This window comes from Paraburkholderia kirstenboschensis, from assembly GCF_032806925.1.
Taxonomy (GTDB): Bacteria; Pseudomonadota; Gammaproteobacteria; order Burkholderiales; family Burkholderiaceae; genus Paraburkholderia; species Paraburkholderia kirstenboschensis.
This window is the reverse complement of the sequence record NZ_CP136511.1, coordinates 1,750,663-1,763,955: the sequence shown is the minus strand read 5'-3', so window position 1 is coordinate 1,763,955 and position 13,293 is coordinate 1,750,663. Positions and strand designations below refer to the sequence as shown.

Sequence of the window (13,293 nt, the reverse complement as noted above, 5' to 3'; positions counted from 1 at the left end):
CCGCCTACCGATGCAGCCAAGCGTGCAACACCGCGAGCAGGTCGTCGCGGTTCACGGGTTTGGACAGGTAATCCCAGGCCCCCGCCTCCATGCACTTCTCCCGATCGCCCTTCATGGCCTTGGCTGTCACCGCAATGATCGGGAGCACCCGACCCACTGGCCGCTTGCGAATCTCTCGCATGGTGCTGAGGCCATCCATCTCGGGCATCATGACATCCATTAGCACGATGTCGATCTCCGGATCCGCCTCTACCTGGCTGATAGCATCGCGTCCGTTATCTGCCCATGCATGACGCATGCCGAGGTCCTCCATCACCGTCGCAAGGGCGAATATGTTACGCATGTCGTCGTCGACGATCAGTGCCTTTTTGCCGCTGAGCGTTCGTTGCGGAGTCCGCAATGCGCCCAGCATGGCATTCGTTTCGGGAGTGAGCGCATCCGACTCGATATGAAGAGCCGCGACGCAAAGGTCCAACAGCATTTCGGGGCTCGCCGCCGGATGAGTGACGAAAGTCTCGCATCGGTGCTGCCATCGCGTGTTTTCAACAACATCGGCCCCGCGAAGGATGACCGATAACGGCGCGAAGCCACGCGATGCGTAGAGCGCTTGCTCGATTTCCTCGGGCGCCACTCGAACGGTGTCATCGGCCAGCACCAGGACGTCGAAACTTCCCGACGATAAATGCCCAAGCACCGTCTCTCGCGAATCGGCGAATGTGACGGCGGCCGGCGACCCGTCAAGGCCATGCACGAGCAGTTCGCGCTCTGCGCCTTCTGGCAAAGCAGCAAGCACCGTGCGCTGCCTCGGACCGACGTATCGCACCAGAGACAAGAGCGCACGGTCGAGAGTTTCCTTTGATTCGATAGGCTTAGGTACGAATGCAAAGGCTCCCGACCTCAGCGCGCGATCACGAGACTCGTCGGTGGAAATGACGCATACCGGTATATGGCGGGTAGCTATATTGTTCTTGAGGCGGCTTAGGACCCGCCAGCCCTCCATGTCGGGCAGGAACAGGTCGAGAGTCAACAGATCGGGCTTGTATTGATCGGCGAGGGTCAAAGCGTCAGCCCCGTAGGCCGTAGCGAGGGCCTTCATTCCTCGCTCTCGTGCGGCGTCCACCATCACGCGTGCGAACGCGGCATCGTTCTCGATAACGAGCATGACACGATCACCTTGCGCAATGGTGTCGCGGTCATCGGAGACTGGCACGACAGCCTTCGCGTCTGTGGCCGTGTCTGGGCGGTATGATTGCGCCTGGGAAATATCGGGCACCTCCGTGATACGCCCGGCACCGTTTGCGGGCGCCCCCGACGCGCTGTCGAGGAACGGGAGCGTCCGGCGCCCCGAACGAGCGCTGTCGTTCTTGCCCGGCAGGTAGAGCGTGAAGGTACTTCCCTTGTTCGGGGTGCTCAAGAGACGAATCTCACCGCCGAGAAGCTTTGACAGTTCGCGGCTGATTGCAAGTCCCAGCCCTGTGCCGCCATACTTGCGACTCGTACTGCCATCCGCCTGCTGAAACGCTTCAAACACGATCTGCTGCTTGTCGGGCGAAATACCAATGCCAGTGTCCTGCACCGAGAATGCCAGCACCTGGCCCCCGTGACCGAACGTCTCGTTGTCATCACCCCATCCGCCGGACGCTTCGTCAATAGTCAACGTCACATGCCCCCTATTCGTGAATTTGAAGGCATTGGACAGCAAGTTCTTGAGAATCTGCTGGAGGCGCTTCAGATCGGTGACGATGGAAGACGGCACGTCGGTGCCGAGCTGTATGAAGAAGTCGACGCTGCGCGCCTCAGCGACATGACGGAAGGTCCGCTCCACGAAGAGTGTCAGGTCGGCGAGACGATGCTCGGCAACGTCCACGACTACTGTTCCGGACTCGATCTTCGCGAGATCGAGAATATCGTTGATCAACATCAGCAGGTCGTTGCCTGACGAGTGAATCGTCTTCGCGAACTCAACTTGTTTCGGCGAAAGATTTCCTTCCGGGTTCTTGCATAACTGGTCAGACAGAATCAACAAGCTGTTGAGCGGCGTGCGCAGTTCGTGCGACATGTTCGCCAAAAATTCCGACTTGTACTTGGATGTGAGGGCGAGCTGCTTTGCTTTGTCCTCGAGCGCTTGTCGAGCTTGCTCGACTTCCGAGCTCTTTCGCTCGACCTCCTGGTTTTGATGAGCGAGCAGGCGAGCCTTCTCCTGTAACTCCTGATTAGTCTGCTGCAACTCTTCCTGCCGGCTTTGGAGTTCGTGAGCAAGCGATTGCGACTGCTTCAGGAGATCCTCGGTGCGCATGTTTGCTTCGATCGTGTTAATCACAATGCCGATGCTTTCGGTCAGTTGGTCGAGAAACGCCTGATGAGTCGAATTGAAGCGCTCAACCGACGCCAGTTCGATCACGCCCTTGACATGGCCCTCGAAGACGATCGGCAGTACAAGGACGTTGTGCGGCAGAACACTGAGAAGTCCTGAGACGATGCGGTAGTCGGTCGACGATGACGGAGCCAGCAAGATCTTGCGCTTCTCGACCGCGCATTGCCCGACCAGGCCCTCGCCAAGCTCCACGCGCTTGCCGTGCGAGCGGTGACCGTCAGACGCGTAACTTCCGACGAGCTTGAGGGAGGTGCCCTGCACGCCTGCATCCAGCACGAAGAACTCAGCCTGTTGAACACCGACGACCGGCGCCAGCTCAGAGAGAATGAGATGGCCGACCGCAACGAGGTCCTTTTGCCCCTGCAGCATGCGGCTGAACTTGGCCAGGTTGGTTTTGAGCCAGTCCTGCTCGGTGTTGAGGGCGGTAGTGTCCTTCAGGTTACGAATCATTTCGTTGATGGTATCTTTCAACGCCGCCACCTCGCCCAGCGCCTCCACCGTGATCGAGCGCGTCAGGTCGCCCTGCGTCACGGCAGTCGCCACTTCCGCAATCGCCCGCACCTGCGTCGTCAAGTTGGCCGCCAACTGATTGACGTTCTCGGTGAGGCCCTTCCAAGTGCCTGCTGCCCCAGGCACTTTGGCCTGGCCGCCGAGCTTACCCTCGACGCCGACTTCCCGCGCTACCGTGGTGACCTGGTCTGCGAAAGTGGCGAGGGTGTCCGTCATACTGTTGATCGTGTCGGCAAGGGCAGCGATTTCGCCCTTCGCTTCCACCGTCAACTTGCGCGCCAGATCACCGTTTGCCACCGCCGTCACCACTCGCGCTATGCCGCGAACCTGGCTTGTGAGATTGCCCGCCATGAAGTTCACGTTGTCAGTCAGGTCCTTCCACGTCCCGGCCACGCCCTGCACGTCAGCCTGACCGCCCAGCTTTCCTTCGGTGCCGACTTCCCGTGCAACGCGTGTGACCTCCGATGCGAACGAGCGCAGTTGGTCGACCATCGTGTTGATCGTGTTCTTCAGCTCAAGAATTTCGCCCTTCACGTCGACGGTAATTTTCTTCGACAGGTCACCCGCTGCAACGGCTTTCGTCACGTCCGCAATGTTGCGCACCTGGCTGGTCAAATTGCCTGCCATGAAGTTCACGGAATCGGTTAGATCCTTCCAGGTGCCAGCCACGCCCTGCACGTCGGCCTGTCCACCGAGCTTGCCGAGCGTCCCAACTTCGCGCGCCACCCGAGTCACCTCCGAGGCGAACGAGCTCAACTGGTCGACCATCGTGTTGATCGTATTCTTGAGCTCAAGAATCTCGCCTTTCACGTCCACGGTGATCTTCTTTGACAGGTCCCCCGCGGCGACTGCTTTGGTCACGTCCGCGATGTTGCGAACCTGGCTGGTGAGGTTGCCGGCCATGAAGTTCACGTTGTCGGTGAGGTCCTTCCACGTTCCGGCCACGCCTTGCACATCGGCCTGACCGCCCAGCTTGCCTTCCGTGCCTACCTCCCGCGCCACGCGGGTGACCTCAGAAGCGAAAGAGCGCAGTTGATCGACCATGGTGTTGATCGTGTTCTTCAACTCGAGAATTTCGCCCTTCACGTCCACCGTGATCTTCTTGGACAGGTCGCCCGCTGCCACTGCCGTCGTCACCTCGGCGATGTTCCGCACCTGCGCGGTCAGGTTGCTGCCCATTGAGTTGACTGAGTCGGTCAGGTCCTTCCACGTGCCGGCGACCCCCTGGACATCGGCCTGGCCGCCGAGCTTGCCTTCCGTGCCGACCTCGCGCGCCACGCGCGTGACCTCGGACGCGAATGAGCGCAACTGATCAACCATGGTGTTGATTGTATTCTTGAGCTCCAGGATCTCGCCCTTGACGTCCACCGTAATCTTCTTCGACAGATCGCCCGCGGCGACCGCCGTCGTAACATCGGCGATGTTGCGGACCTGCGCCGTCAAGTTGCTGCCCATCGAATTGACGGAGTCGGTCAGATCTTTCCATGTGCCCGCCACACCCTGGACGTCTGCCTGTCCGCCGAGCTTGCCTTCGGTGCCCACCTCGCGCGCCACACGCGTGACCTCGGACGCAAACGAGCTGAGCTGATCAACCATCGTGTTGATCGTGTTCTTCAACTCGAGAATTTCGCCCTTCACGTCCACCGTAATCTTCTTGGAAAGATCGCCCGCGGCCACTGCGGTGGTGACGTCTGCAATGTTGCGAACCTGTGCCGTCAGGTTACTGCCCATGGAATTCACCGAGTCTGTGAGGTCCTTCCAGGTCCCCGCGACGCCTTTCACATCGGCCTGGCCACCGAGCTTCCCTTCCGTGCCCACTTCGCGCGCGACGCGCGTGACCTCGGAGGCAAAGGAGCGCAATTGATCAACCATCGTGTTGATGGTGTTCTTGAGTTCCAGAATCTCCCCCTTCACATCCACCGTGATCTTCTTGGACAGATCACCGGCGGCAACCGCAGTCGTAACCTCCGCGATATTGCGCACCTGGCTGGTCAGATTGCCCGCCATAAAGTTCACGTTGTCGGTCAGGTCCTTCCAGGTGCCGGCCACGCCCTTGACGTCCGCCTGTCCGCCCAGCTTGCCTTCCGTGCCGACCTCGCGCGCCACGCGCGTGACCTCAGCCGCGAATGAACGCAATTGGTCGACCATCGTATTGATCGTATTCTTCAGTTCCAGAATCTCGCCCTTCACATCGACGGTGATCTTCTTCGAGAGGTCACCGGCAGCAACTGCCTTGGTCACCTCCGCGATATTGCGTACCTGACTGGTGAGATTGCCCGCCATGAAGTTCACGGAATCAGTTAAGTCCTTCCAGGTGCCAGCAACGCCTTGCACGTCCGCCTGTCCACCAAGCTTGCCTTCCGTGCCGACCTCACGTGCCACTCGCGTGACTTCCGCTGAGAAAGTGCCCAACTGCTCGACCATCCTGTTGATGATCTTCGCGGTGCGCAGAAACTCGCCTTGCAGCGCACGTCCGTCCGCTTCAAGCGCCATGCTCTTACTCAGGTCCCCCTGTGCCACTGCGCCGATCACCCGCGCGACTTCACTCGTCGGATGCACGAGGTCAGCGATCAGCGAGTTGACCGAGTCCATCGAGCTGCGCCAAAAACCACGCGCGTCAGGAATCGCGGCCCGCTCATGAATCCGGCCTTCCTTGCCGACGGCTTGGCTAAGTCGTGCCAGCTCATCTGACATTCGCAGGTTTTGGTCAACGACTGCATTGAATGCGTCAGCGATCTTTCCCGCAAGACCGGTCCAGTCAGACGGAAGAGAGGCTCCCTTGCCCTTTAAGACTGCAGTCAGGGCTGTGTGGACCGCCCTGTTGCACTCGTGACCGTGGTCGATCGCCTCCAACAGCCCATTTGACTCGCGAGCCTGACGTAGCCAAAAGCCGCTCAGCCCCACCTCGCCGAGACGCTTCCCGCGGGCTGGGGGCGCGCCAGATGCGACGTTGAGTTCTTCAAGAGACTGGCTGTGACGTTGGCATTGATCCGCTAATGCCGCCAGTTCCGCCGCAAGTCTGCCCTTCAATCCGTCCCAGTGGGCAGGCAGTTCGCTGATGGGCTCGCCGCGGCGCACGGCGGCCACCGCTCCGATCATCAATCGCAGTTCGCTCTCGCTCATCGCGTCCTTGCCAGTAACCACGGCGTCCATTGAATGTCCCTCCATAAAGCGTTTGTCGGTTTCGAGCCGCGGCAAGCATGGTTTGATTCGTGATCTAATGTCCAGCCCTACTGCTCGCTTGTACGCTCTTTTACTGTCGTTGCCGCATTGCGCGCGATTATAGACCGCCGACGCTTACGCCATGCTTTGCAGACAGTGGGAGTTCGTTGCAAATGCGACGGGTTGAACAAAGCTTGCCGGGACGGGATAAAGGCCTGCGACCGCAAAGATCGGTCGCGAAAGCCGGTTCCGAGCATCGGCATCACCGTTGCAGTTTATAAGCGAGTACCGGTTCGGTATCTCGCCATGCGGCGAAACGTCCGACAGCGGAATCGCCGTTGCGTGAACAGCGGATTCGGGCAGCACAAGGCAAAATGGCCAGTAGGCGAAGCCTTCTTTTTTGCGACTGTGGCGAGGCTGCGCGAAACTGCAGACAGGACGAAGACACGCTTTGGCGCGTGTTGTGATGGTGAGGATGCCGAAGCGCGTCGCTTGACGACGGTCGCCAGTGCGCACGCGTCGTCGGTTACGCGGCTAGGCGCGACTGCCGAAGACCATTGCCCTGCCGCCAGCTGCTGCGCCAGGTAGCGACTTCGGGACGCTTGTCGGCAAAGTCTTGCTGTTGAAGTTCATAGATTCCGCTAATGGTGTCCGTTGGAGCGCTAATCGTGTCCATTAATTCCGCTAACGCAGCCGACCGCTGTTATTGAACATACGCATCTCGCGATGACGGCTGATCGCGTCCAGTGCAGCAGCGAAGTGACGTGACCGGCGAAATACAGAAGCGGGGACTGTTTCTAAGAGCGCGCGGTGCACGCGACAGAATTTCGCTGTTGGTTCCACCCACTCACGTTTCCAGCGAGGCGCCGATACGTCCGCGTCATTCAGCACGAGGCATCTAAAGCAGTACGGCATGCAACGCCGATCAACGAGCCAGGTCGATGGCGTCTGAATGTGCCTCAATCTCTCGTCATCAAGACGTGCGAGCGTTGCTAATCGGTTCAGCGCTGACTGCGAAATCGGAGGGAAAAGAATCCATCCGGCAGTTCCGGGCGCAGGCAGCTCCTCGTTTGTGCTGACGTCCCACAGCATTGCAACGCTCACTTTGTATCGCGCCGCGACACGGCCTAAGCAGCTTCCGAAGGCTTCTTCGTAGAAGGGCCTCGGAGCAATCGGCCACCGAACGACACTACTGCGCGATTCGGCAGACATGTTCAAGGTGCGTGAGGTGAGGTTGACCCGGTTTGACGGACAGATTTGTAGTCGGCGATTCGATTTGGTCTAGCCTCCGTTAAGGGTTGACTCGCGGGTTGTCCACGGCCGGGCGGCGGGTCGCTTCTCTCGACCCTGACGCTGCCCGGCGGTGGGCAACCCGCGCTGTGGTGAGGGCTGATGCGGCGCATGCAGGTTTTCGAATTCGAGCGGCGAGCAATACCCGATGCTGCTGTGCAGGCGGCGTACGTTGTACCAACCTTCCAGGAACGAGAACACGCGCCGACGCGCCTGCTCATGAGTTGCAAGGTGTTCGCGCGATAGCAGCTCTGCCTCGAGCGTGCCGAAGAACGACTCACACATCGCGTTGACGCTCCTATGTCAAGCGAAGGCTTTGGAATCCGCTAGATCGGCGAGAATGAGAGGATAGAGTTCTCTGACTATGTACCGCTTCAAGCAGCGGTGAATTTCTTTCTTCGACATACCCTGATGGGTGCGACGTTGCACGTACGCTTTGGTTCTCGGGTCACTGCCCATGCGGACCATCGCTATTGTCCATAGCGCGTTGTTTGCAGAACGGTTTCCCCCGCGATTCAGTCGATGCCGTACTGTTTTACCAGATGACGCCTGGAGAGGGCTCGTTCCGCAAAGCGCTGCGAGAGACGCTTCATTTTTTAGTCGTTCAGGGTTGTCGCCCGCAACAGTAACGAGTATCGCGGCGGTGCGAGGTCCGACACCGAAGCGCCCCCTAAGCCGACGAGCGTACTGGTTGGTAAGCTTCTCCAACATTGCATCAAGCGCCTTCAGTTCATCCTCCAAAGCCATCCACCGCTTCGCCAGCAAGCGAAGCGTGATGGCCAGAGTCTGCAACATAGGAGTGTTGCCCAGCGACCTGACGCGAGCGCAGTTCGCAACGCATTCGGCGATCTTTGTGCTCGAAAGGCGCTCGCGAATGTCTTGAGGTGCGCTGACGAGCAAGCTTCTCAGCTGATTGATGGCTTGGGTTTTCGCCTTAACAGCACTTCGCCGTGAGACGGTGACAGCGCGCATAGCCTCAGCAGCGCCCGATTTGTCTTTTGGGATCGCTGCGGCCTTGCCTGAAAGCACGGCGCGTGCAGCGCTTTCGGCGTCGGTGGTATCGGATTTGCCTCGAAACCTGCGATCCGCGCGGTCCGGCCGATTTACCTCCCGGACTTCAATCTCATGATCCAGCAGGACGCGCGTCAGCCCGGCGCCATACGTGCCGGTCTCTTCTACGCCGGCGCGACGAAGCACGCCGAACGATTGCGCCCAGATGAGCAGATCCAGGTATCCGCTTGCACTTGCCGAAACAGTGAGGGTTCCGAGCAGTTTTCCCGTCTGATTGATGACGGCTCCAACATGAACATCCAGATGGGTATCAACGCCTAAAATCACTTCCACTTGTTCCATCCGTGTCTTCCTTGTGGGTGAACGCATCGCCAACCCCAATCGCAGGACAGGACACTCACGGCGCATTACAAAGCTCCTATCAGGTCACAGACGCTGGGCCCGGCAACGCTCGGGGAACGTCGAATCCAATCGACAGGTCAACGCGAAGGCAGCGCGGCCAATCATAGGCTGGGTCAGATCGGAACGACGTTCAAGGCGTATTTTGGACTGAGTGTCATAGGCGTCGCCGGCGGTCCCCATTGACGGTTGCACGCCGGCCTCGCGACAACGTCGGCCGAAGGCAATGGACGTGTACTGGGCGGATTCAACCGGTCGTCGCAACACTGGATTGTTGAACAGACCTTAGGTACTCGTCCAGGGCTTCCGCAGGCGTCTTCCATCCAAGAGTTTTTCGCGGCCTTGAGTTCAACGTATTAGCAACGGCTCGGATCTCCCGAGCACTCCACCGGGACAGGTCTGTGCCTTTTGGAAAGTATTGTCGTAGAAGTCCGTTGGTGTTTTCATTCGTGCCACGCTGCCACGGGCTTTGCGGGTCGGCGAAGAATACTTTCACGCCAGACTCTATAGTGAAGCGGGCGTGATCGGAAAGCTCCTTGCCACGATCCCATGTCAATGACCGCCATAACTCAGCAGGCAAGCCTGTCACAGTCTTCTTGAGTGCGTTGGCCATCGTGACGGCCCCGTAGCCGGCTAGCGCAGGCCCGTTCTTCGTCCGCGGAATCAACCCGTAGCCTTTCTCTCGAGGTAAATGCACGAGCATTGTGAAACGGCTTGATCTTTCCACCAGCGTCCCGATGGCGGATCGATTCAGGCCAATGAGGAGGTCGCCTTCCCAATGGCCCGGCACAGCACGATCTTCCGCCTCTGCAGGCCGACTGGAAATCATCACCTGTTCACTGACATGCGCCCACGCCTTAGCACGTGCTCTCGCTCGCGGAACGCGCAACGCGCGCCCGGTGCGCAGGCAGCCCACCAGCTCGCGCTTGAGTGCGCCGCGCCCTTGAATATAAAGCGCTTGATAAATGGCTTCGTGAGAGATGCGCATAGACTCATCATCCGGGAAATCTACGGGCAACCGATTAGCAATCTGTTCGGGTGACCAGCCGTTGACCCACTTTCGGTCCCCGCGATGCGGCTTATTTCGCCCCTTAAACGGTGCCTGCCTGGGCCCGGCAATTTTACGACCGTCAGCATCATGTACCTTGCCCTCCAAGCGCTCCTGTACATATTGACGCAGTTCTACATTAGTCGCCAGTTTCGCGGGCTTGGGTCGTTTAGCGAACCGTTCTGCCTTCCACTGCGCAACCGAAGCACGATACTCGAGACACCCACCTCGAGTCGCAGCATTGCGCGTAAGTTCTCGTGATACGGTTGATGCATTTCGTCCGATACGGCGGGCGATCTCGCGCACCCCGAACCCCTGGACAGAGAGCAAGGCTATTTCTTCTCGCTCAGCGAACGACAAGTATCGACCAGCGATGGGTTTGGACATGAATAGTGGCATGCCGCCACGATAGCGGAACCAGCGCGAGCCCACCGCTTGAGATGCGCCCACCGCCTCCGCTGCTTTCTCGCTTGTAATACCAGTCGCGATCTGTTGCCAAAACCGACGCTCGATCTAATGTCCAAGTGATGGCGCGCCCGGCGAGTACATCGCTGCTCGCCCTGTCAACCGATACACCTGCTTTGCACTTCGTCCCATGCAACGCCTCCTCGATCAAAGGTGTTGCGACGACCGGTTGAATCCGCCCAGTAACCATCGACAAGAGTGGTGCCAATCTGGCCGGGCTGCACGCCGTGAACGCCGAGCGTGAGACGCCTATCAAGAGCCGCCGGGTCAAGTATCTCAACAAAATAATCGTGGAACAAGACCCTAGGGCGATAAAGCGCCGTAGCCGAACCATGTTGGAATTCAGGATATTTCATTGTGCGCGCGTCTTGTTAAGCGGCATTGAACTTAAGGGCAGATGAAAGACTGCGGTATCGGACACACTCCCCCGGAGCAGTTCTACTCGTTAGCGGTATAAGTAGTCCTCAGCATGCCTGCCATTGTTCAACGCACTTTGACAGAAACTCTCCCGGTCCTTCTTCAGCATTTCCGTCGCCTTCGGATATTTCGTCACGTAAATCGACACGAGTCGACCCCAACGCGGCTTATGCGTGGGCAGGTGTCGCGGCCATCCAGATAGCCTGCAGGTCGGCCTTGGCGCGACCCCGTTGCGACTTTGGCAGCGCATTAGGGACGTTGCCCATCTTGTCGAACCAGCAGCGCTAGCCTCGCGTCACAGAAAGCACTTACTCCAGTGCGGCCCAGAAGCACATCGCGCCATCGCCTGCTCGGCATGTCCGAGCAGGCAGTGGTGCATCAACCCGTCCGGCAATGCCGTGGTCATCTTCGCGTCGCCGAACACACCCGACCATTCGACGAAGTCCAAGTTTGTATAAGAGCGAACGCGCCGTTTGAACGTCGCCGCGAGAGTGAAGGCAAGCGTCCTTTGATGCCTTGATGGGCGAACCCGGCCCGTGGCCCTTCCCGGCAACGCCAATTGCCAAGGAGCCTCCCTATCCACCGTCCATTTTTTCGACATATCTTTCGATCCGACGTGAATAACCGGGCGTTATTTGAAACATTGGCGCGTGTTTTACGCAATGCCGTTGCGTGCTCAGCTTCACCAATGCGACTCACTAAGATTCAAACGCCCGTGGCGTACCCTCCGTCAACGGGCAACGTCGTCCCCGTGATGAACGCGGAGGCCGGCGAAGCTAGAAACAGTACGGCACCCACCAGATCGTCTACTTCCCCCCAGCGTTTTAACGCGCTGCGAGCCGCGATCTTATTGGCGCTGGGCGGATCCTCCCAAAGCGGCCGCGTCATGTTGGTACGGTGATAGCCCGGCGCAATGGCATTGACCCGCACACCGGCGATGCCAAAGGCGTGCGCCAGCGATCGCGTCAGGCCCAGAATTCCGCTCTTGCTCGCGCAATAGGCAGGCACTTCAACGTCCGCGATATAGCTGAGCATCGAAGCAACATTGATGACCGTACCCTTGGATTTCTCCAGACGGCTGCGCGCTGCCATCGACAGACGCATTGCCGCCGTGAGATTCACATCAATCACCTCGCGGAACACATCATCGCGGTACTCGTCCGCCGGACGCGCGACACCCGCGGCATTCACCAATACATCAAGCTCATCCAGTTCGCCCACGAAGCGCTGGATATCGTCATGATTGCGTACATCCAGCATTGCAAAGCGGATGCCCTCAAGCGTACGGTCTGCGTTCAACGCGTCGAGCTTGGCGGCCGAACTGCCCGTCGCGATGACGCGAGCATTCAACGCAGCAAATCCTTGCGCGATGGCAAGCCCGATTCCGCTCGTCGCGCCCGATACGAGCACCGTCTGGCCCGAAAACAATCCAGGCCGAAACGCGTTGATCTCCCGCCCGCGCATCTTTACGTCTTCAATCTCGGTCATCTCAGGTTGTCTCCCGCTCAGGTTGTTCAGATTCGTCGGCCCGCTCCAGCAACTGCGCGTAGCGGTCCATCGCCTTCAATGCAGCGACGACCATGCTCGCGTCGACGGGATACGGCTCGTTATGGATGATTTCGCCGGGGCGGCAAGCTCGCATTGCTACCCTTTGCAAGGCGGCCTCATCGTCAACGTTGACGTTGACGTCGCCAAGACGCGTGGGCAAACCGACGGCGCGGCAGAACCCAAACACCCGCTGACGCTCTTCATCCGCAGCCGGCCACAGGAACAACGAAGCCAGTGTGCCGATTGCGACTTTCTCGCCATGCAACAGGCCGTGCGACGAAGGCAGGTCCGCGAGCCCATGATGAATGGCATGCGCCGCCGCTACGCCCCCCGACTCGAAGCCAATGCCCGAGAGAAGTACGGTTGCTTCGAGCGTGGCATCGAAATCGGCGGAGACGGTCTGATTGCGGCAATCGGCAATTGCCTGCACTGCGTGCGCGAACAACGTATCGCGACACAGCCGCGCTGCTTCAAACGCGAACGCCGTGCCACGACCGCCGCACAGATTCGACGCGAGCGAACGGCGGCACGCGTCTGCTTCGTAAAACGTCGCGAGAGCATCACCAATGCCCGCGATGAAGAACCGCACCGGCGCCCGCACGATCAGGCTGGAGTCGAGCAGCACCAGATCTGGATTTCGCCGCACGAAGCGATCACGCACCACACGCCCTGCTTCGTCATAGATTACGGCAAGTGATGAACAGGGTGCGTCCGATGCTGCGATGGTCGGCACGCACACAAACGGCAAGAGCAGATCGTCGGCAGCGGCACGACCGGTGTCTACCACCTTGCCGCCGCCGAACGATACGACGATATCCGCGCCCGACTCCGTGATCCATGCCGCCGTGTCGGCGATGGATTGTTCGGTGCACGCCGCCTGCACTGCGCGAACCTGCAACGTGACGCGACTGGCGCGAGTCAGCGCTGGTTCGAGCAGCGCAGCCACGTTGCTGTCCACGAGACACGCGGCCTTCGTGCCGAGGCGCGCCAGTTCGGCATCAAGCGAATCGAGCGCGCCCGCACCCTGGACATAGCGCGAGGGGAAAACACTGGTTCTCAACATGGTCGT

At 59.4% G+C, this 13,293-nt stretch carries 7 protein-coding genes and 3 pseudogenes; 1 reads left to right on the top strand and 9 read right to left on the bottom strand.

What is annotated here, in order from left to right; all coding sequences use genetic code 11:
* Positions 1-4: 4 nt before the first annotated feature.
* The 5 genes from RW095_RS08545 to RW095_RS08525 all read right to left on the bottom strand — a co-directional run bounded on the left by RW095_RS08545 (position 5) and on the right by RW095_RS08525 (position 10,307).
* Complete coding sequence (locus RW095_RS08545; RefSeq protein ID WP_317015679.1) at positions 5-6,037, bottom strand: HAMP domain-containing protein; 6,033 nt, start codon at positions 6,035-6,037, stop codon at positions 5-7.
* Positions 6,038-6,730: 693 nt separating this feature from the next.
* A complete protein-coding gene (locus tag RW095_RS08540; RefSeq protein ID WP_317015678.1) occupies positions 6,731-7,258 on the bottom strand; it encodes a TniQ family protein in 528 nt (175 codons plus the stop codon).
* Between the two features lie 69 nt (positions 7,259-7,327).
* On the bottom strand, positions 7,328-7,621 hold the full coding sequence (locus RW095_RS08535; protein ID WP_317014817.1) for an IS3 family transposase: 294 nt from the start codon (positions 7,619-7,621) through the stop codon (positions 7,328-7,330).
* An 18-nt stretch (positions 7,622-7,639) separates the two neighbouring features.
* Positions 7,640-8,689 (bottom strand): IS110 family RNA-guided transposase, encoded by a 1,050-nt coding sequence (locus tag RW095_RS08530; RefSeq protein WP_317015676.1) that lies wholly within the window; start codon positions 8,687-8,689, stop codon positions 7,640-7,642.
* A gap of 304 nt (positions 8,690-8,993) precedes the next feature.
* A complete protein-coding gene (locus RW095_RS08525; RefSeq protein ID WP_449406535.1) occupies positions 8,994-10,307 on the bottom strand; it encodes an IS30 family transposase in 1,314 nt (437 codons plus the stop codon).
* Between the two features lie 134 nt (positions 10,308-10,441).
* Between RW095_RS08525 and RW095_RS08520 the strand changes: the two are divergent.
* Positions 10,442-10,716: pseudogene (locus RW095_RS08520) on the top strand (IS6 family transposase); the annotation flags it as partial.
* Positions 10,717-10,761: 45 nt separating this feature from the next.
* On the opposite strand, the pseudogene RW095_RS08515 reads toward RW095_RS08520, so the two are convergent.
* The 4 genes and pseudogenes from RW095_RS08515 to RW095_RS08500 all read right to left on the bottom strand — a co-directional run.
* Positions 10,762-11,023: pseudogene (locus RW095_RS08515) on the bottom strand (transposase); the annotation flags it as partial.
* 20 nt (positions 11,024-11,043) lie between these two features.
* Positions 11,044-11,130 (bottom strand): annotated as a pseudogene (locus RW095_RS08510) (ATP-binding protein); the annotation flags it as partial.
* A 251-nt stretch (positions 11,131-11,381) separates the two neighbouring features.
* Positions 11,382-12,164 (bottom strand): SDR family NAD(P)-dependent oxidoreductase, encoded by a 783-nt coding sequence (locus RW095_RS08505; RefSeq protein ID WP_317015675.1) that lies wholly within the window; start codon positions 12,162-12,164, stop codon positions 11,382-11,384.
* 1 nt (position 12,165) lies between these two features.
* Entirely contained in the window at positions 12,166-13,287 is a 1,122-nt protein-coding gene (locus tag RW095_RS08500) for a glycerol dehydrogenase (protein WP_317015673.1), read from the bottom strand.
* Between the last annotated feature and the right edge of the window lie 6 nt (positions 13,288-13,293).